This is a genomic window from Streptomyces specialis, from assembly GCF_001493375.1.
GTDB lineage: Bacteria > Actinomycetota > Actinomycetes > Streptomycetales > Streptomycetaceae > Streptomyces > Streptomyces specialis.
This window is the reverse complement of record NZ_LN929897.1, coordinates 181,382-199,695: the sequence shown is the minus strand read 5'-3', so window position 1 is coordinate 199,695 and position 18,314 is coordinate 181,382. Positions and strand designations below refer to the sequence as shown.

At 72.6% G+C, this 18,314-nt stretch carries 17 protein-coding genes and 1 pseudogene; 7 read left to right on the top strand and 11 right to left on the bottom strand.

What is annotated here, in order from left to right:
* Nucleotides 1-33: 33 nt before the first annotated feature.
* Nucleotides 34-1,401 (top strand): FAD-binding oxidoreductase, encoded by a 1,368-nt coding sequence (locus tag BN2279_RS23605; RefSeq protein WP_059013023.1) that lies wholly within the window; start codon nucleotides 34-36, stop codon nucleotides 1,399-1,401.
* A 46-nt stretch (nucleotides 1,402-1,447) separates the two neighbouring features.
* Here the strand turns inward: BN2279_RS23605 and BN2279_RS23600 are convergent, their stop codons facing one another.
* From BN2279_RS23600 to BN2279_RS23585, 4 genes are all read right to left on the bottom strand, one after another.
* The gene (locus BN2279_RS23600; protein WP_059013021.1) at nucleotides 1,448-2,272 is read right to left on the bottom strand and encodes a hypothetical protein; all 825 of its coding nucleotides are present in this window, start codon (nucleotides 2,270-2,272) and stop codon (nucleotides 1,448-1,450) included.
* 22 nt (nucleotides 2,273-2,294) lie between these two features.
* On the bottom strand, nucleotides 2,295-3,908 hold the full coding sequence (locus tag BN2279_RS23595) for an ABC transporter substrate-binding protein (RefSeq protein ID WP_059013019.1): 1,614 nt from the start codon (nucleotides 3,906-3,908) through the stop codon (nucleotides 2,295-2,297).
* Between the two features lie 133 nt (nucleotides 3,909-4,041).
* Nucleotides 4,042-4,341: a carboxypeptidase-like regulatory domain-containing protein gene (locus BN2279_RS23590; protein ID WP_059013018.1), complete on the bottom strand. Its 300-nt coding sequence runs from the start codon at nucleotides 4,339-4,341 to the stop codon at nucleotides 4,042-4,044.
* 158 nt (nucleotides 4,342-4,499) lie between these two features.
* Nucleotides 4,500-5,789, bottom strand: a complete 1,290-nt coding sequence (locus tag BN2279_RS23585) for a metallophosphoesterase (protein WP_059013016.1) — start codon at nucleotides 5,787-5,789, stop codon at nucleotides 4,500-4,502.
* 166 nt (nucleotides 5,790-5,955) lie between these two features.
* Between BN2279_RS23585 and BN2279_RS23580 the strand changes: the two genes are divergently transcribed.
* Nucleotides 5,956-7,200: a D-alanyl-D-alanine carboxypeptidase family protein gene (locus BN2279_RS23580; RefSeq protein WP_079032448.1), complete on the top strand. Its 1,245-nt coding sequence runs from the start codon at nucleotides 5,956-5,958 to the stop codon at nucleotides 7,198-7,200.
* A 64-nt stretch (nucleotides 7,201-7,264) separates the two neighbouring features.
* Here the strand turns inward: BN2279_RS23580 and BN2279_RS30830 are convergent.
* The 3 genes and pseudogenes from BN2279_RS30830 to trpS all read right to left on the bottom strand — a co-directional run.
* Nucleotides 7,265-8,023, bottom strand: a pseudogene (locus BN2279_RS30830) (YihY/virulence factor BrkB family protein); the annotation flags it as partial.
* Between the two features lie 96 nt (nucleotides 8,024-8,119).
* The gene (locus BN2279_RS23570) at nucleotides 8,120-8,695 is read right to left on the bottom strand and encodes a 2'-5' RNA ligase family protein (protein WP_059013622.1); all 576 of its coding nucleotides are present in this window, start codon (nucleotides 8,693-8,695) and stop codon (nucleotides 8,120-8,122) included.
* Between the two features lie 44 nt (nucleotides 8,696-8,739).
* Nucleotides 8,740-9,756, bottom strand: coding sequence for a tryptophan--tRNA ligase (gene trpS, locus BN2279_RS23565; RefSeq protein ID WP_059013014.1), 1,017 nt, complete (start codon nucleotides 9,754-9,756; stop codon nucleotides 8,740-8,742).
* Between the two features lie 127 nt (nucleotides 9,757-9,883).
* Between trpS and BN2279_RS23560 the strand changes: the two genes are divergently transcribed.
* The 3 genes from BN2279_RS23560 (at nucleotide 9,884) to BN2279_RS23550 (ending at nucleotide 13,314) form a co-directional block, all read left to right on the top strand.
* The gene (locus BN2279_RS23560; protein WP_059013012.1) at nucleotides 9,884-11,104 is read left to right on the top strand and encodes an NADP-dependent isocitrate dehydrogenase; all 1,221 of its coding nucleotides are present in this window, start codon (nucleotides 9,884-9,886) and stop codon (nucleotides 11,102-11,104) included.
* Between the two features lie 177 nt (nucleotides 11,105-11,281).
* A complete protein-coding gene (locus BN2279_RS23555; RefSeq protein ID WP_059013009.1) occupies nucleotides 11,282-12,274 on the top strand; it encodes a malate dehydrogenase in 993 nt (330 codons plus the stop codon).
* A 128-nt stretch (nucleotides 12,275-12,402) separates the two neighbouring features.
* Nucleotides 12,403-13,314, top strand: a complete 912-nt coding sequence (locus BN2279_RS23550) for a glycine betaine ABC transporter substrate-binding protein (protein WP_059013007.1) — start codon at nucleotides 12,403-12,405, stop codon at nucleotides 13,312-13,314.
* A gap of 39 nt (nucleotides 13,315-13,353) precedes the next feature.
* On the opposite strand, the gene BN2279_RS23545 is transcribed toward BN2279_RS23550, so the two are convergent.
* Together BN2279_RS23545 and BN2279_RS23540 are read right to left on the bottom strand one after the other, a co-directional pair.
* Complete coding sequence (locus BN2279_RS23545; protein WP_059013005.1) at nucleotides 13,354-13,827, bottom strand: DUF3017 domain-containing protein; 474 nt, start codon at nucleotides 13,825-13,827, stop codon at nucleotides 13,354-13,356.
* Nucleotides 13,824-14,681: a bifunctional methylenetetrahydrofolate dehydrogenase/methenyltetrahydrofolate cyclohydrolase gene (locus BN2279_RS23540; RefSeq protein ID WP_059013004.1), complete on the bottom strand. Its 858-nt coding sequence runs from the start codon at nucleotides 14,679-14,681 to the stop codon at nucleotides 13,824-13,826. Before BN2279_RS23540 ends, BN2279_RS23545 begins: the two co-directional genes overlap by 4 nt.
* Nucleotides 14,682-15,014: 333 nt before the next feature.
* Between BN2279_RS23540 and BN2279_RS28120 the strand changes: the two genes are divergently transcribed.
* Both BN2279_RS28120 and BN2279_RS23530 read left to right on the top strand, forming a co-directional pair.
* Nucleotides 15,015-15,683: a DUF4234 domain-containing protein gene (locus BN2279_RS28120; protein WP_199827785.1), complete on the top strand. Its 669-nt coding sequence runs from the start codon at nucleotides 15,015-15,017 to the stop codon at nucleotides 15,681-15,683.
* A gap of 100 nt (nucleotides 15,684-15,783) precedes the next feature.
* Nucleotides 15,784-16,098: a hypothetical protein gene (locus BN2279_RS23530; protein ID WP_199827784.1), complete on the top strand. Its 315-nt coding sequence runs from the start codon at nucleotides 15,784-15,786 to the stop codon at nucleotides 16,096-16,098.
* Here the strand turns inward: BN2279_RS23530 and purH are convergent.
* Together purH and purN are read right to left on the bottom strand one after the other, a co-directional pair.
* Nucleotides 16,070-17,671 (bottom strand): bifunctional phosphoribosylaminoimidazolecarboxamide formyltransferase/IMP cyclohydrolase, encoded by a 1,602-nt coding sequence (gene purH, locus BN2279_RS23525; protein WP_059013002.1) that lies wholly within the window; start codon nucleotides 17,669-17,671, stop codon nucleotides 16,070-16,072. The two genes, BN2279_RS23530 and purH, sit on opposite strands and share 29 nt — an antisense overlap.
* Nucleotides 17,668-18,306, bottom strand: coding sequence for a phosphoribosylglycinamide formyltransferase (gene purN, locus BN2279_RS23520; RefSeq protein WP_407702314.1), 639 nt, complete (start codon nucleotides 18,304-18,306; stop codon nucleotides 17,668-17,670). Before purN ends, purH begins: the two co-directional genes overlap by 4 nt.
* Nucleotides 18,307-18,314: the final 8 nt, after the last annotated feature.

Sequence of the window (18,314 nt, the reverse complement as noted above, 5' to 3'; positions counted from 1 at the left end):
GGTTTTCCGGCGGCGAGGTGGGAAGCTGCCGGTATGAGCACTCTTGTCGCGCGGCTGCGCGAGGGGCTGCCGGCCGGGGCGGTCCTGACCGATCCCGGGGTGACCGCCTCCTACGCGCACGACATGGCCGGTTTCTGCCCGGCCGGGACCCCCGCCGCCGTGGTGCTGCCGCGCACCGTGGAGCAGGTGCGGCACGTGATGCGTGTCGCGACCGCGCTGCGGGTGCCGGTGGTGCCGCAGGGCGCGCGGACCGGGTTGTCGGGGGCGGCGAACGCGGTGGACGGCTGCGTCGTCCTGTCGCTGGTCCGGATGGACCGCATCCTCGACATCGACCCGGTGAACCGGGTCGCGGTGGTCGAGCCGGGTGTCGTCAACGCCGACCTGTCCCGGGCGGTGGCCGCGCGGGGGCTGGCCTATCCCCCGGACCCGTCGAGCTGGGAGCAGTGCACGATCGGTGGGAACATCGGCACCGGCTCCGGCGGCCTGTGCTGCGTCAAGTACGGGGTGACCGCCGAGTACGTGCTCGGTCTGGACGTGGTGCTGGCCGACGGGCGGCTGCTGTCGACCGGGCGCCGCACCGCCAAGGGCGTCGCCGGGTACGACCTGACCCGGCTCTTCGTGGGCTCCGAGGGCACGCTCGGCGTCGTCGTCCGGGCGGTGCTGGCGCTGCGGCCCGCGCCGCCGCCGAGTCTGGCGCTGGGCGCCGAGTTTCCCTCGACGAGGGCCGCCGGGGACGCCGTGTGCCGGATCATGGCCGCCGGGCACACGCCGGCGCTGCTGGAGCTGATGGACGCGACCACGGTGAAGGCCGTCAACCGGATGACCCGGATGGGGCTGCCGGAGTCGACGCGGGCGCTGCTGCTGGCCGCGTTCGACACCCCGGACCCGGCCGCCGACCTGGCCGCCGTGGCGGCGCTCTGCCGGGACGCGGGCGCCACCGAGGTGGTCCCGGCCGGCGACGCCGCCGAGTCGGAGCTGCTGCTCGCGGCCCGGCGGGCGGCGCTGCCCGCGCTGGAGGGGGTGAAGGGCACCACGATGATCGACGACGTGTGCGTGCCCCGCGACCGGCTGGCCGATCTGCTGGAGGGCGTCGCGGCCATCGCCGAGCGGCACGGCCTCGTCATCGGCGTGTGCGCGCCCGCCGGGGACGGCAACACGCACCCCACCGTCTGCTTCGACGCGGCCGACGCGGACGAGGCGCGGCGCGCCCGGGAGTCGTTCGACGAGATCATGGCGCTCGGTCTGGAGCTGGGCGGCACCATCACCGGCGAGCACGGCGTGGGGCTGCTGAAGCGGGAGTGGCTCGCCCGGGAGCTGGGCCCGGTGGGCCTGGAGCTCCAGCGCTCGCTGCGCCGGGTCTTCGACCCGCTGGGCATCCTCAACCCGGGCAAGGTGTTCTGAGGGCTCCCCGCGCCGGTCCCGAGGTCTCAGGGGGCTCGCGGTGGTCTCAGTCCACGGACCCCGTGCACAGCTCGTCCAGCAGCCGCCGCCTGAAGTCCTCGGGCTCCCGGTCGAGTTCGGGCAGCAGCACCGCCCGCCAGTCGTCCGCGAGCCGGTCCAGGGCCTCGCCGACGGCCCGGTGCAGCATCCGCCGCGTCACCAGCAGCGGCACGGCCGCCACCGGGCGGGCCAGTCCCCGGCCGCGCAGCATGATCTCCACGTCGAGCCGCCACGTGCCGTCCGCCGGGTCCCTGCGCGGCACGGCCCGCACACCGGCCCGCAGTATCGGGTGCCGGATGTCGACGGTCAGCGCGGGCCCGCCCGGGGCGTGCGGGCCGCTCTCCACCGCTTCCCACCAGCGGGCCAGGTCCAGATCGCCGTGCACGGTGAACCAGCGCAGCCGCCTGCGCCGCCCGTCCGGCCGGGTCAGCGCCGCGTCCACCGTCACCGCGACGTGCTCCGGCCGTTCCGCGCTGCGCAGCCGGACGGCGGAGGAGACGTGCGCGCCGGAGTTAGGCCCGCCCTCGGGCACCGCCTGCGGGGGTTCCGTGACGTCGAAGCGGACGCCGGTCTCCTCCCGCCGGTCCCAGGCCAGCAGCTCGGCCCCGGTGAGGTGGGAGCCGGAGGGCGTGAACCCGTACCGGGCGCCCGGCCGCAGATGCTCACCGGCGGTGAGCCGCGCCTCGACGACGGGCCTGCCGTCCTCGGCGACCAGCGTGCCGTCCGGTTCCGCCCGCATGCTCTCCGCGATGTCGTGGACCACGCCGACGGCGCTGTCGACGCGGCGGCGGCTGACGGGTGCGAGAACGATCGTGTGCCGTAGTCGTGCCATATCCCGCATCCTGCCGTACCGGTCAGATGCGGCGCAGCTCCCACAGGCGCCACACGCCGCTGGAGGACGACAGATGCTGGATGCCGGTGATCTCCGGCCGGCTGATGGTGATCTGTTTGGCCTGCCAGATCGGGACGATCGGCGCCTCGTCGGCGGCGATCTCGTGGATGGTCCTGAAGTCGGCGGCGGCCCGGCCCCGGTCGGACTCGGTCTGGGTCTCGGCGATCAGGTCGTCGATGGTGTCGTTGTGGTAGCCGGTGTTGAGGCCGTCGCCGACGCCGAGGAGGGAGGCGGTGAAGGTGGCCGGGTCCGGGAAGTCCGGGGTCCAGCCCACGAGATAGGCGTCGTAGGGATGGGAGCCGTACACGGTGGGCACGAACTCGTCCCAGTCGTAGTACTGGATATCGACCTCGAACAGGCCGTCGGCCTCCAACTGCCGCTGGATCAGGTCGGCTTCCTCGTTCGCGGCGGCGCCGCGCGAGTAGGCGAGGTCGAACGGGACCGGCACGTCGAGGCCCGCGTCCTCCAGCTCGGCGCGGAGTTCGTCGGCGGAGAGATCGCGGTACCGGTCGTAGTACGGGGTGCCGTGTCCGGTGTAGCCCACCGGGATGAGGGAGTACAGCGGCTCGACGGTGTCCTGCTGCACATGGCGGCTGATCGCCTCGCGGTCCAGCAGGGAGGCGGCGACCTGGCGGGCGGTGTCCTCCGCCATGGGCGCGCCCTCGCGGGTGTTGAAGGCCATGACGCGGATGGAGCCGTCGGTGGTCTCCGAGAAGCGGAAGTCGGGGTCGCTGGTGTTGATCTCCGCCATGGCCTGCGGCGGCATCTTGCCGGCGTTGACGTCGAGTTCACCGGCGTCCCACGCCTCGGCCAGCAGCCGCTCGGCCGGGCTGCCGTCCCGGCCCTGCTCGAAGTACCGGATGGTGACCGGGAATTCGGGGACCTCGGCGGCGCCGCGGTAGTCCGGGTTGGGCTCCAGCTCGGCGAGGGCGCCCTCCTCGTAGCGGGTGAGCAGGTAGGGGCCCGAGCCGACGACCTGTCCGTCGGTGCGCGGTTCCAGCTCCGGGTAGCTGTCCTTGTCGACGATGGCCCCGGCGCTGCCGGCGACGACGAACGGGAAGGTCGCGTCGGGCCGGCCGAGTTCGAACACGATGTCCTGCCCTTCGGTCCGCACCTCCACCAGGCTCTCCAGGAGCGACGCGGGGCCCGTGGAGACGAACTTGTCGCCCTCGGGGACGCTGTCGTCCGCGGCCTCCCGCTCGGCGCGCTCGGCCATCGCGAGGATGCGTTCGTAGGAGAACTCGACGTCTTCCGGGGTCACCGGGTCGCCGTCGCTGAACGTGAGGTCGTCGCGGAGCCGGCAGCGGAAGACCGTCAGGTCGTTGTCGGTGAACCCGCAGCTCTCGGCGGCGTCGGGCACGGGCTCCTCGCGGCCGGGCACGAAGGTCAGCAGCGACTGGTAGAGGTTGCTCATCAGGGCCCAGCCGCCCGCGTCGTAGGCGCCGCCGGGATCGATCAGCGTCGGCGCCTCGGTGCTGCCCACCACGATGGGCTCCTTGCCGCCCTCGTCCGGACGCAGGAGCATCCATCCGCCGATCGCCCCCACCACCAGCACGACGGCCAGTCCGATCCCCATGACCGCTCTGGCCCGGATTCGTCGCACTCCCCGTGCCCCCTCTCCCGAGCTGCTCGCCGCGCCCAGCCAACCACAGGGGTTCACCCCCCGCGTGACGCAGGGGGCAACGGACCGGCCACAACTCGCGGGGTGATCACTCCACTACGGCGCCCGGCACGTCCATGCGGAACTCCACCTCGACGGGACGGCCGTCGAGACTGATCAGGATGCTCTGGCTGCCGAGCTGCGGGGAGAACGCGACCAGCAGGTACTCCCCGTGGCCGGGCGCGGTGACGGTGAAGCCGCCGTCGTCCGCGCTGCGCGTCTTCACCAGATTCCGGCCGCCCTCGGCGCCGCTGAGCGTCACCACGGCGCGTGGCAGCGCGACTCCCAGGGAGTCGCGCACCTGGCCCCGGATGACGAAGGCCGCCTCCGCCCCGGACTCGTCCGTCATGCCCCTCACTCCTCCGTCGCCGTGGTCGCGTTGCCGTCACGCTGTCAGTTTGTTCTCCGGTCGTTATCCAGGACACCAGCTTGGCCCGAATAGTTGACTCGGAAGAGAGTCCGGGACAAAAACCGGACAGGGGTCCGTTCACCGCCCCTTCATGTCGATCATGCCTGGGCCGACGCCAGCTCGATGATCGTGACGTCCGGGTCCGCGCCTACCCGGACCGGCGGCCCCCAGGCCCCGGCGCCGCGCGAGACGTAGAGCTGGGTGTCGCCGTAGCGTTCGAGGCCGGCCAGCGTCGGGTTGGACAGGGCGGCGAGGTAGGTGAACGGCCACATCTGGCCGCCGTGCGTGTGGCCGGAAAGCTGGAGATCCACCCCGTGGTCGACGGCGTCGTGGATCTGCACGGGCTGGTGGGCCATGAGGACGGTCGCCCGCGTCCGGTCGCGGTCGCCGAGGGCGGCCTCGAAGTCGGGCCCGCCGAAGGCGCTGCCCTCGCCGTCCACGTCGTTGACCCCGGCGAGGTCGAAGTACGGCAGCTCGTCCCGGGCGTTGGCCAGGGGGATCAGGCCCAGCTCCCGGACGTGGTCCACCCAGGCGGCGGTGTCGAGGTAGTACTCGTGGTTGCCGGTCACGAAGTAGGCCCCGTCCCTGGCCCGCAGCCCGGCCAGCGGCGCGACGGCGGACCGCAGGTCGTCCACCTCGGCGTCCACGAGGTCGCCCACGACGGTGATCAGGTCGGGCTGGGCGCGGTTGATGTGGTCCACGACGTTCTGGCAGTGGGCGCGGCCCATGATGGGCCCGAGGTGGATGTCGCTGACGACGGCGATGCGGTAGCCGTGCGCGGCGCGCGGCAGTTTGGCCAGGGTGACGCCGACCCGCTTCGTGGTCAGCCGCCGCGCGGCGTACGCGCCGTACCCGACGACCCCGGTCGCGAGGACCCCGGTGCCCACGGCTATGCCCCGCGAGACGACCAGCCTGCGGCTGAGCGCCGCCGCCTCGGGCGCGGCGGGCTCCGGCGCGGCCGAGGCGTCCGGGGCCTCGTCCGGGGTGCCGTCCGGGGTATCGCCTCCGGCGCTGGTCCCCGGGGCGCCGGCCGCGACCGGCACGGGCGCGGGCGTCGTCGCGGCGGCCTCCTGGGTCCGGGCGGCGCGGCGGCGCAGCAGCGCCCAGCGGAGCAGCTCCGCCGGGACCAGGAACAGCATCAGGTAGAGCAGCATGGCCAGCCAGTAGTAGCCGGGCCACGAGACGACCTGGAGGGCGCCGAACGGTACGCCCAGTTCGCGGCCGGTGAGCGCCAGCAGCGACAGCACGGGCAGCAGCACCGCCGCCACCGTGGCCACCTTGCGGTACCAGCCGCCGGGCGCGGAGACGTCGCGCACCAGGCGCCGCCACAGGTACCAGTGCGTTCCCCCGAGGAGCAGCGTGAAGACGACGGCCGCGCCGATGAGCATGAAGATCCCCTCTGTGCTGTCAGTCGTCCCCCACCGCAAGTATCCGGGACGCCCGTCGCCCGTTTGCCCGGGGGCACTCACCGGTTCGGGCCGCTCCGCTGGCCGCCGCTCCGGGAAGCAACGGTAAGTTCACCGTGTGCCGTTCAATCGCTCGTCCTCTTTTCGGATGTCCGTTCGCGCCCTCGCCGTCGCGGTGGTCGCCGCCACTCCCGCACTGCTCACCTCCGCCCAGGCGGCCGACGAGGGCCCGCCGAAGCGGATGTCGACCGTCGGCGGCGAACTGCTCGGCAGATCCGGGACCCAGGTCCACGACGGCCCCGGGGTGCCGGAGCTGCCGGACGACCTGACGGCGAAGTCGTGGATCGTCGCCGACGCCGAGACCGGCGAGGTCCTCGCCGCCCGCAACGCGCACTGGCCGCTGCCGCCCGCCAGCACCCTCAAGATGCTGTTCGCGGACACCCTGCTCCCCGCGTTCGAGAGCGACGAGGTCTACCGGGCGCGCCCGGAGGACTTCGAGGAGATGGGAGAGGGCAGCAGCGCGGTCGGCATCGCGGACGGCCGCACGTACACCGTCGAGGACCTGTGGCGCGGCGTCTTCCTGGTCTCCGGCAACGACGCCGTGTACGCGCTCAGCGCCATGAACGGCGGCACCGAGCGCACGGTCGCCGCGATGAACGAGCGCGCCGAGGAGTTGCAGGCGGGCGACACCCACGTGGTGAACCCGGACGGCTACGACGCGCGCGGCCAGACCTCCTCGGCCTACGACCTGACCCTGATCGCCAGGTCCGGCATGCAGAACCCCGACTTCCGCGCGTACGCCGCCACCGTCCGCGCCGAGTTCCCGGGCGACGGGGAGGGCGAGGACCGCGAGTCGTACGAGATCCAGAACACCAACCGGCTCCTGGTCGGCGCCCCCGGTCTCGACACCTACGACGGCATCGCCGGCGTCAAGAACGGCTACACCTCGAACGCCGGCCACACCTTCACCGGCGTCGCCGAACGCGACGACCGGGTCCTGCTGGTGACCGTCATGAGCCCCGACGAGGACGACAACCTCGCCGTCTACCGGGAGGCCGCCGACCTGCTGGACTGGGGGTTCGAGGCGGCCGGGACGGTGGAGCCGGTCGGCGAGCTGGTGCCGCCGCTGAGCGAACTGCCCGACGGGCCCGTGACCACCGAGGACGACGGCGGCAAGAACACCGGCGAGGACGTCACCTTCGACGGCGCGGCGGGCTCCGCGGACGGCGGCGGCCCGGCCAGCGGCTTCCTGGTGCTCGGCGTCACGGCCGGGAGCGCGGCACTGCTGGGGGCCGGCGCGTATCTGTTCCACCGGCGGCATCCTCTTCCGGTTCCGGTGGCGCTTCGGCTTCCCCTTCCAGCGCGTCGACGCAGGGACGCTCCTCCGGACTGACGGCGGTGGCGGTCCAGGCGCAGCACCACAGCAGCAGCTTGGCCATCAGGTTGATCCAGACGAGCAGGGCGATGGGCACCCCGAAGGCGCCGTACACGTTCCGGCCGGCGACACCGGTCAGATAGCCGCCGAGCAGCAGCTTCAGCAGTTCGAAGCCGCCCGCGCCGATCAGGCACGCCGCGACCACGGCGTGCTTCGGCGGCCGGACGCCCGGCATCCACACCAGCATGTACGCCAGCAGGAAGAACGTGACGGTCACCGCCAGCAGGTAGGCCACGATCTGGGCGAAGACCCCGGCCCCGACCCAGTCGCCGGCCCAGTGCAGGGCGTTCATGCCGAGCGCGGAGGCGGCCAGCGACACGGCGGTCACCCCGCCGAGCCCGGCCAGCACGCCCACGTCCCTGATCCGCCGCTGGACGAAGTTCTCCTCCGGCTCTGGCAGGTCCCACACGGTCCGCAGACAGCCGCGCAGCGCGTCCACCCAGTTGGCGCCGGTGGAGACCACCAGCAGCGCCGAGACGAGCCCGATGGTCCCCGCGTGGTCGAAGAACGCCGCCAGGTCGAGCTGGTCGGAGATGCCGGGCACCTGGTCGGAGAACCACTGCTCCACGTCGTCCAGGCGCCGCTCGTCCAGCAGCGCCGCGCCGATGGCCGCCGCGAGCCCGAGGGCGGGGAAGAGCGTGACGAAGCTGGTGAACGTGATCGCCGCGGCCAGCCGCGTCCACTGCCGCGCGTCGAGATGCTGGTACACCTGCCACACACGGCTGCGGAAGAACCACGCCACCGCGGGCCCCAGTCCCGGCGTCCGGGTCAGTTTCTGCATCACGTCGACCACGCTGGGCGGTGTGCCCCGTATCGCGCGGTTGACACGCGTCCGGGGGTGGCTATCCTGTGCCGCCCGAACGCGCGCCGCCCGGGATCACGCCGCCTCCGGCGCCCACTGCCGGGGCCGGGGCGCGCGCTGCCGCGGGGAGGGCGCGAACCGGAACTCCCGGCGCGGCTCCCAGACCCCGCCTGGCCCCTGCTCGTAGAGCGAGAAACCGCCGACGGTCCACGCCGCCTCGTAGTCCGCCAGCTCGGCCTGCGCGAGATCCATCGCGCTCTCCGGGACGCCGTGGGCGACGGTGACGTGCGGGTGGTAGGGGTACTGGAGCTCGCGGGCCAGCGGGCCGCCGCGTTCCCTGACGCGCTCCTGGAGCCGGCCGCAGACCGGGCCGCCCTCCACGACGCGCAGATAGACCACGGGCGACAGCGGCCGGAAGGTGCCCGTGCCCGACAGCCGCATCCGGAACGGCCGCGCCGCCGCCGCGACCCGGGCGAGGTGCTCGTCGATGGCCGCGCGGCACGCGGCGTCCACCTCGGTGGGCGGCAGCAGGGTCACATGGGTGAAGATGCCGGCCGCGGCGGCGTCCCCGAAGCCCAGACGGCAGCGCTGAAGCAGGCTTCCGTGCGGCTCCGGGACCGCGATCGACACGCCGAGCGTGACGGTCCCCACGTGCTCCATCTCCCTGTCGACTCTCCCTGTCGTCGTCCCTGGAGTCAGTGTGCACCCGCGGGCAGGAAACCGACCTTGTCGTACGCGTCGGCCAGCGACCCGGCGGCGACGGCACGGGCCTTCTCGGCCCCCCGGGCCAGCAGCCGGTCCAGCTCGGCCGGGTCCTCCAGGTACCCCAGCACGCGGGCGCGGAACGGCGTCACCCACTCGGCGAAGACCTCGCCCAGCTCGGTCTTCAGCGCGCCGTAGAGCCGGCCGGCGAACTTCTCCTCCAGCTCCGCGACGGTCATGCCGGTCAGGTTCGCGTAGATGGTGAGCAGGTTGCTCACGCCCGGCTTGTCCGCCGGGTCGAAGCGGATCTCGGTGCCGGTGTCGGTGACCGCGCCGCGGAACTTCTTGGCCGACGTCTTCGGCTCGTCCATCAGCCAGACGATGCCCTTGGGCGAGGAGGCCGACTTGCTCATCTTGACCGCCGGGTCCTGGAGGTCGTAGATCTTCGCGCCCTCCTTCAGGATGTACGGCGCCGGCACGGTGAACGTCCGCCCGTAGCGCCCGTTGAACCGCTCGGCGAGGTCGCGGGTCAGCTCGACGTGCTGCCGCTGGTCCTCCCCGACCGGCACCAGATCGGCCTGGTACAGCAGGATGTCGGCGGCCTGGAGCACGGGGTAGGTGAAGAGCCCGACCGTGGTGCCCTCGGCGCCCTGCTTGGCGGACTTGTCCTTGAACTGCGTCATCCGGGACGCCTCGCCGAAGCCCGTGAGGCAGTTCAGCACCCAGGCGAGCTGCGCGTGCTCGGCCACCTGGCTCTGCACGAACAGCGTGCAGCGCGCGGGGTCCAGACCGGCGGCCAGGAGCTGGGCGGCGGCCAGCCGGCTCGACTCGCGCAGCGCGCGCGGGTCCTGCTGAACGGTGATGGCGTGCAGGTCGACGACGGAGAAGAACGCGTCGTGCGTCTCCTGGAGCTCCACCCACTGGCGCACGGCGCCCAGATAGTTGCCGAGGTGGAACGAGCCAGCCGTGGGCTGGATCCCGGAGAGGACACGAAGACGTTCAGCAGCCATACGCCCATTGTCTCAGGTGCCCGGTGGGGCTCCGCCGCCCCGGGAGGCTACCCTGGGTCCCGGGTATCTTGATGGCGAGATATCGAGATGCCCGGACCCAGCCGCTGGAGAGGGACAGACCGCACTCATGGCCAAGATCAAGGTAGCCAACCCCGTCGTGGAGCTCGACGGGGACGAGATGACGCGCATCATCTGGCAGTTCATCAAGGACAAGCTGATCCTTCCGTACCTCGATGTCGACCTGAAGTACTACGACCTCGGGATCGAGCACCGCGACGCGACGGACGACCAGGTCACGGTCGACGCGGCGAACGCGATCAAGCAGTACGGCGTCGGCGTCAAGTGCGCCACCATCACGCCGGACGAGGCCCGGGTCGAGGAGTTCGGCCTGAAGAAGATGTACCGCTCCCCGAACGGGACGATCCGGAACATCCTCGGCGGCGTGATCTTCCGCGAGCCGATCATCATGAGCAACGTGCCGCGGCTGGTCCCGGGCTGGACCCAGCCGATCGTCGTCGGCCGTCACGCGTTCGGCGACCAGTACCGCGCGACGGACCTGCGCATCCCGGGCGAGGGCACGCTGACGCTGTCCTACACCCCGAAGGACGGCTCGGAGCCGATCGAGCTGGAGGTCTACGACTTCCCCGGCTCCGGCGTCGCGCTGGCCATGTACAACCTGGACGACTCGATCCGCGACTTCGCCCGCGCCTCGTTCCGCTACGGCCTCCAGCGGAACTACCCGGTCTACATGTCGACCAAGAACACGATCCTCAAGGCGTACGACGGCCGCTTCAAGGACCTGTTCCAGGAGATCTTCGACAGCGAGTTCAAGGCGGAGTTCGACGCCAAGGGCCTGACCTACGAGCACCGCCTGATCGACGACATGGTCGCCGCCGCCCTGAAGTGGGAGGGCGGCTACGTGTGGGCCTGCAAGAACTACGACGGCGACGTGCAGTCCGACATCGTCGCGCAGGGCTTCGGCTCGCTGGGCCTGATGACCTCCGTGCTGATGACCCCCGACGGCCGCACCGTCGAGGCGGAGGCCGCGCACGGCACCGTCACCCGCCACTACCGCCAGCACCAGCAGGGCAAGGCGACCTCGACCAACCCGATCGCGTCGATCTTCGCCTGGACCCGTGGCCTCGCCCACCGCGGCAAGCTCGACAACACGCCCGAGGTCACCGCCTTCGCCGAGAAGCTGGAGCAGGTCTGCGTCGAGACCGTCGAGGGCGGCCAGATGACAAAGGACCTCGCGCTGCTCATCGGCAAGGACCAGCCCTGGCTGACCACCGAGGAGTTCCTCGCGGCCCTCGACGAGAACCTGAAGAAGAAGATCGCGTCCTCCTGAACGTCCCGACCGCACGTCCCGACCGCACGTCCCGATGCCGTGGTCCCCGCCCCGCCCCGAGCCGGGCGGGGCTCCCGGGACGGCGTCGGACCACCTGCCCCACCGGGTCTCCTGGCGTGGAGAAGACCTCGGACACGTGAGGCGACCCGGCCGCCATCTTCCGAATCCGGAGACACCATGTCCCGCACCCCCGTCACCGTCACCGTCACCGGAGCCGCCGGCCAGATCGGCTACGCGCTCCTCTTCCGCATCGCGTCCGGACACCTGCTCGGCCCCGACACGCCGGTGAAGCTCCGGCTGCTGGAGATCACCCCCGCCCTGCCGGCCGCCGAGGGCACCGCGATGGAGCTGGACGACTGCGCCTTCCCGCTGCTGTCCGGCATCGACATCACCGACGACCCGAACGTCGCCTTCGACGGCACCAACGTGGCGCTGCTCGTCGGCGCCCGCCCGCGCACCAAGGGCATGGAGCGCGGTGACCTGCTGGAGGCCAACGGCGGCATCTTCAAGCCTCAGGGCCGCGCCATCAACGACCACGCCGCCGACGACGTCAAGGTGCTCGTCGTGGGCAACCCGGCCAACACCAACGCGCTGATCGCGCGGGCCGCCGCCCCCGACGTGCCGGCCGAGCGCTTCACCGCCATGACCCGCCTGGACCACAACCGGGCGCTGTCGCAGCTCTCCAAGAAGACGGGCGTCCCGGTCAGCGGCATCAAGCGGCTCACCATCTGGGGCAACCACTCGGCGACCCAGTACCCGGACATCTTCCACGCCGAGGTCGCGGGGAAGAACGCCGCTGAGGCCGTGGGCGGCGACGAGAAGTGGCTCGCCGAGGAGTTCATCCCGACCGTCGCCAAGCGCGGCGCCGCCATCATCGAGGCCCGCGGCGCGTCCTCGGCCGCCTCGGCCGCGAACGCCGCCATCGACCACGTGCACACGTGGGTCAACGGCACCGCGGAGGGCGACTGGACCTCGATGGCCATTCCGTCCGACGGCTCCTACGGCGTTCCCGAGGGCCTGATCTCCTCGTTCCCGGTCACCACCTCCGGCGGCACCTACGAGATCGTCCAGGGCCTGGAGATCAACGAGTTCTCCCGTCCCCGGATCGACGCCTCGGTCCAGGAGCTGGCCGAGGAGCGCGACGCGGTCCGTGGACTCGGCCTGATCTGAGTTCCGGTACGGGACGATTCGCGGACGTAATATCGTCGGACCTGTGGCCCCCACACGCCGTTGTCGGGGCCACACGCGTCCCCGGATCCCGCCCGGCGCAAGCCGTAAGCCGTGAGGAAAGCCAGGTCATGCCCAAACGTCACCCTCTCCTCGCCGGAGCGGGCGCCCTGTGTCTGGTCGCGACGAGCGCGTGCAGCGTCGCCGAGAGGGTGACGAGCGGCGCGGAGGCCGAACCGGTCCGCATCGCGATGCCGGACTGGCCGGGCGGACAGGCCAACGCGGCCGTCGCCGCCCACGTGCTCAGGACCGAGCTGGGCGTGGACGCGGTGACCTGGCCGGTGGACCAGGCCACCGCCTGGGACGCGATCGGCTCCGGAAGCGTGCAGGCGATCCTGGAGGACTGGGGCGCGCTGCCGGAGGAGACCGAGCTGCACGTCGAGCGGCGCCGGGACGTGGTGGACGCCGGCGGGCTCGGCATCACCGGCCACGTCGGCTGGTTCGTGCCCGCGGGCTTCGCCGAGGCACACCCGCGGGCCCTCCGGTGGGACCAGCTCAACGACTTCGCCGACCTGCTCGGCGGCCGGATCCTCCAGGGCGACCCGCAGTACGCCACCCGCGACGAGACGATCATCGAGGAACTCGGGCTCGACCTGCGGACCGTGGCGGCGGGCAGCGAGGACGCGCTGGTCGAGGAGATATACGAGGCGGGCACCGGCGGCGCCCCCCTGCTGACCTACTTCTGGCAGCCACACTGGCTGGCCACCGAGGTGGAGCTGACGGAGGTCCCGCTCCCGGGCTACTACCCGCGCATCGACCTGCGGAAGTACCTCAACGCCGACTTCGCGGCGGACGGCGGCCCGGCCGCCGCGTTCCTGCGGAACTTCTCCTGGACCGCCGACGACCAGAACACGGTCGCCGAGCTGATAGCCAACGAGGGCCTCTCCCCGGACGCCGCCGCCGCGCAATGGGTCGCCGACCACCCGGACACCGTCGCCACCTGGCTCCCGGACACGGACACGGACGCGGAGACCGACGGCTGACACCGGCCCCGGCCTGCTTCCCGGAACCGGAACAGAACCCTAGCCCTGGCCCGCCGAGAAGCGGAGGACGTCGTTGAGGAGGGGGACCTCCAGCCACGGGTCGGGCTCGGCCATCAGCGTCAGCAGGACGATCAGGCCGCCCAGCACCCCGTAGGTCAGCACGTCCGTGAACCGCGAGCGGACCGCCAGCATGCCCACGGCGGGCAGCCAGCCGCGCAGCAGCGCGCCCAGCAGCAGGGCGGTGCCCACCGTCAGCAGGCCGACGCGGAAGTCCGCCAGCGTGATCAGCAGCCCCGCGACGGTGGCGCCCAGCACGGCGAGCAGGGGCCACTGCCGTATCGGCGCGGGCGCGTCGCCGCCCGCGCTGCGCCGGCCGCCCTCCGGCCTGGCCGTCCCCCGCGTGGGGTACTGCCTGCGCCTGCGCCACGTCGTGCCGTTCGCCCCCATGGGCCGCCGTTCCCCTTCCCGGTCGTGCTGTTCCCGGTCCGCCGCGTCCGGTCCCGATCCGGTCACCCGGTGACCGCGCGCTCGGCGGCCTCCACCACGTTCTGCAGGAGCATCGCCCGGGTCATCGGCCCGACGCCGCCGGGGTTCGGGGAGAGCCAGCCCGCGACCTCGGCCACGCCCGGGTGCACGTCGCCCACGATCTTGCCGTGCTCGTCGCGGCTGACGCCGACGTCGAGAACGGCCGCGCCCGGCTTCACGTCCTCCGGCTTCACCAGATGCGGCACACCGGCCGCCGCGACGACGATGTCGGCCCGGCGCAGGTGCGCGGACAGCTCGCGGGTGCCGGTGTGGACCTGGGTCACCGTCGCGTTCTCGGAGCGGCGGGTCAGCATCAGCGGGATGGAACGGCCCACGGTGACCCCGCGCCCGACCACGACCACGTGCGCGCCGGCCAGCTCCACGCCGTGGTGGCGCAGGAGGTGGATGATGCCGTTCGGGGTGCAGGGCAGCGGCGCGGCCTCGCCCAGCACGAGCCGGCCGAGGTTGGTCGGGTGGAGGCCGTCGGCGTCCTTGGCCGGGTCGATCAGCTCCAGCACACGGTTGACGTCGATGCCGCGCGGCAGCGGGAGCTGGCCCAGGTAGCCGGTGCAGGCCGGGTCCGCGTTCAGCTCGTGGACGACCGCCTCGATCTCCTCCTGCGTCGCGGTCGCCGGCAACTCCCGCTGGATGGAGGCGATCCCGACAGCCGCGCAGTCGCGGTGCTTGCCGGCCACGTACTTCTGGCTGCCGACGTCCTCCCCGACGAGCAGCGTGCCGAGACCGGGGACCACGCCGCGCTCCGCGAGGGCGGCGACCCGGACGGACAGATCGGACTTGATCGCGGCGGCGGTTGCCTTGCCGTCGAGAATCTGGGCGCTCATGTCCCCATCCTCGCGGATGGGGGGCCCAGGTCACCAATCAGCCCCCGGTGTCCCCCCGTCCCGCGCTGCCCCGTGCCGTATCGGGACCAGCGGCATGTTTCATCTTCGCCACAGTCCACCCGCCCGGGTGGACAGCGGGCCCGGCGAAAGGATCAAATGACGCGCTGGGCCGACCCGGGGGGAAGTACGCGCGGTACGGCGTCGTCACGCACACGTCCCCAGCCCCGGCTTCCCAGGCCCTTGTCAGCCCGGCCGCACACCATGGCCGTGGCCGCCCGTTCTCCGGACGGGATCCCCGGACGAGAGCACACGATTCACGAGGAGCCCACAGACGTGAGCAACTATCCGCCGCCCCCCGGGCCGCCGCCGCACGGCGGACAGCCGGGCCCGTACCCGCCGCAGGGCGCACCCGGTCAGGGACCGCACAAGGGCGGCCAGCCCGGCCCGTACCCCGGCGGTCAGCCGGGCGGTCAGCCGGGGCCCTACCCCGGCGGCCAGTCCGGCCCCTACCCGCCCCAGGGCGCGCCGCAGGGCCCGCCGCAGCCGGGCCCGTACCCGGTGGCGCCCGGTCCGGTACCGCCCGGCATGCCCATGTCGCCGGCCGGCTTCGGTCTGGCGATGAAGACGCGCAACCCGCTCGGCGTCTGGGGCCTGACCCTCATCACCCTCGGCATCTACGGCCTGGTGTGGTGGTACAAGGTGCAGAAGCAGCTCGCGCTGTTCGACCAGCGGATCCAGGTCAACCCCGCGGTGAGCGTGCTGGCGTTCCTCCCCGGCGGGTACCTGATCGTCCCGCCGTTCGTGTCGGTCTACAACACGGCCACCCGGATCCAGACCGCCCAGCGCGCGGCGGGCCTGCCGCAGTCGTGCAGCGGCGGCCTCGGCATCCTGCTGTACATCCTGCTCGGGACGCACACGATCTACTACCAGTCCGAGCTGAACAAGATCAACACGCACTACCAGAACCCGCCGGAGGGCACCCAGCTCCCGCTGGTCGCCTGACCGCCACTTCGCCGCGACGTCCGCGCGCACGGGCCCAAGCCCGGCGCGCGGACGTCGCGTTGAGGGGCGATCACGCACCGTCCGTGGTCGAATATCCGGTATGAGCGAGAAGTACTCGGTCTTCACCGCGCCACGCGGCGGTGTGATGACCAAGGAAGTCGGCGTGATCACCGGCGAACTGGAGCTGCACACCCGCGCCGGGCAGGACGGTTCGCTGAGCCTCCGCGTCCGTTACGCGGGGGCCGACGAGTGGTACACGCCGGAGGGCGGGCCGTACACGCTGCACGACCCGCGCGACCACGAGGTGGTGCACGAGGTCGTGATCGACCTCCTGCACCGGCCGCCGCTGACGCCGGCCTCCCCGCCGGCCCCCGGGAGTTCCGGGGTCAGTGGTAGAAGTGCCGGGTCCCGGTGAGGTAGAGCGCGATCCCGGCCGCGCGGGCGGCCTCGACCACCAGCTCGTCACGGACCGAACCGCCCGGCTGCACCACGGCCTTGACGCCCGCCTCGACGAGGACCTCCAGGCCGTCGGGGAACGGGAAGAAGGCGTCCGAGGCGGCGAAGGCCCCCGCCGCCCGCTCCGCGCCCGCCCGCTGGACCGCGAGCCTGGCCGAGTCCACGCGGTTCACCTGGCCCATCCCGACGCCGACCGTGGCGCCGTCCTTGACCAGCAGGATCGCGTTCGACTTCACGGCCCGGCAGGCGCGCCAGGCGAACGCCAGGTCGGCCAGCCCGTCCGCGTCCAGCGCCTCGCCGGTCACCAGCCGCCACGCGGCCGGGTCGTCCCCGGGGGCCTGGAGCCGGTCGGTGACCTGGACCAGCGTCCCGCCGTCGACCGGCCGGTACTCGGTGACCGCCTCGGGGCGGTCGGGGCAGCGCAGCACCCGGATGTTCTTCTTGCGGGCCAGCACGTCCACGGCGCCGTCCTCGTACTCCGGGGCGACGATCACCTCGGTGAAGATGTCCGCGACCTGCTCGGCCATGGCCACCGACACCGGCCGGTTGACGGCGATGACCCCGCCGAACGCGGAGAGCGGGTCGCAGGCGTGCGCCTTGCGGTGCGCCTCGGCGACGTCCGCGCCGACCGCGATGCCGCACGGGTTGGTGTGCTTGATGATCGCGACGCACGGCGCCTCGTGATCGTAGGCGGCCCGGCGGGCGGCCTCGGTGTCCACGTAGTTGTTGTAGGACATCTCCTTGCCGTGCATCTGCTCGGCGGCAGCCAGGCCGGTGCCGCTGCCGTCGGTGTACAGCGCGGCGGCCTGGTGCGGGTTCTCGCCGTAGCGCAGCACCCGTTCGAGGCCGAAGGTCAGCCGGGCCTGCTCGACGAACAGCTCGCCCTCGGCCTTCTCGCCCTCGTCCGCCGCGTCCACTGCGTCGAGCTGCGCGAACCAGCCGGCCACCGCCGCGTCGTAGGCGGCCGTGTGCTGGAACGCGCGGGCGGCCAGCCGGCGCCGCTCGGTCAGCGTGAACCCGCCGTCCGCGACGGCCGCCAGCACGTCCGCGTAACGCTCCGGGTCGGTGACGACCGCGACGGAGGGGTGGTTCTTCGCCGCCGCGCGGACCATCGACGGGCCGCCGATGTCGATCTGCTCCACGCACTCGTCGGGCGAGGCGCCGGACTCGACGGTGAGCTGGAACGGGTAGAGGTTCACCACGACCAGGTCGAACGGTTCGACGCCGAGGTCGTCGAGCTGCGCGCGGTGCTCCGGCTTGCGCAGGTCGGCGAGGATGCCCGCGTGCACGCGCGGGTGCAGGGTCTTGACCCGGCCGTCGAGGCACTCGGGGAAGCCGGTCAGCTCCTCGACCGGGGTGACGGGCACCCCGGCGGCGGCGATCCTGCCGGCCGTCGAGCCGGTGGACACGATCCCCACCCCCGCCGCGTGCAGGCCCCGGGCCAGCTCCTCCAGTCCGGTCTTGTCGTAGACGCTGACCAGAGCGCGGCGGATGGGCCGCTGCGCCTCGCGGGCGGTCTCTTCGGCGGTCACGGGATATACACCTTTCGTCCCTCGATGCTGTACCCGTCGCGGGCCAGCCGGCCCACGACGTCGACCAGGAGCCGGCGCTCCACGTCCTTGATGCGCTCGTGCAGCGCGGCCTCGTCGTCCTCGTCGCGGATCTCCACGACCCCCTGCGCGATGATCGGCCCGGTGTCCACGCCGTCGTCCACGAAGTGGACCGTGCAGCCGGTCACCTTGGCGCCGTAGGCCAGGGCGTCGCGCACGCCGTGCGCCCCCGGGAAGCTGGGCAGCAGCGCCGGGTGGGTGTTGACGAACCGGCCGCCGAACCTGGCCAGGAACGCGCTCCCGACGATCTTCATGAAGCCGGCCGAGACCACCAGATCCGGCCGGTGGGCGGCGACCGCGCCGGTCAGCGCCTCGTCCCACTCGCGCCGCGACCCGTAGTCCCCGACCCGGCGGACGAACGTCGGCAGCCCGGCCCGCTCGGCCCGGCGCAGTCCCTCGATGCCGTCCCGGTCGGCGCCCACCGCCACCACCTCGGCGCCGTACGCGGGGCCGCGTTCGGCCGTGGCGTCCAGCAGCGCCTGGAGATTGGTCCCCGATCCCGAGACGAGGACGACGACGCGTGCCGGAGACGAAGGCTCAGGTGGAGCGGCCACGATGGGGTCTT

Bases quoted from the DNA above. Each gene is read 5' to 3' on its own strand.
- BN2279_RS23605 (WP_059013023.1), top strand. From the start codon at position 34: ATGAGCACTCTTGTCGCGCGGCTGCGCGAGGGGCTGCCGGCCGGGGCG.
- BN2279_RS23600 (WP_059013021.1), bottom strand. From the start codon at position 2,272: ATGGCACGACTACGGCACACGATCGTTCTCGCACCCGTCAGCCGCCGC.
- BN2279_RS23595 (WP_059013019.1), bottom strand. From the start codon at position 3,908: ATGGGGATCGGACTGGCCGTCGTGCTGGTGGTGGGGGCGATCGGCGGA.
- BN2279_RS23590 (WP_059013018.1), bottom strand. From the start codon at position 4,341: ATGACGGACGAGTCCGGGGCGGAGGCGGCCTTCGTCATCCGGGGCCAG.
- BN2279_RS23585 (WP_059013016.1), bottom strand. From the start codon at position 5,789: ATGCTCATCGGCGCGGCCGTCGTCTTCACGCTGCTCCTCGGGGGAACG.
- BN2279_RS23580 (WP_079032448.1), top strand. From the start codon at position 5,956: ATGTCCGTTCGCGCCCTCGCCGTCGCGGTGGTCGCCGCCACTCCCGCA.
- trpS (WP_059013014.1), bottom strand. From the start codon at position 9,756: ATGGCTGCTGAACGTCTTCGTGTCCTCTCCGGGATCCAGCCCACGGCT.
- BN2279_RS23560 (WP_059013012.1), top strand. From the start codon at position 9,884: ATGGCCAAGATCAAGGTAGCCAACCCCGTCGTGGAGCTCGACGGGGAC.
- BN2279_RS23555 (WP_059013009.1), top strand. From the start codon at position 11,282: ATGTCCCGCACCCCCGTCACCGTCACCGTCACCGGAGCCGCCGGCCAG.
- BN2279_RS23550 (WP_059013007.1), top strand. From the start codon at position 12,403: ATGCCCAAACGTCACCCTCTCCTCGCCGGAGCGGGCGCCCTGTGTCTG.
- BN2279_RS23540 (WP_059013004.1), bottom strand. From the start codon at position 14,681: ATGAGCGCCCAGATTCTCGACGGCAAGGCAACCGCCGCCGCGATCAAG.
- BN2279_RS23530 (WP_199827784.1), top strand. From the start codon at position 15,784: ATGAGCGAGAAGTACTCGGTCTTCACCGCGCCACGCGGCGGTGTGATG.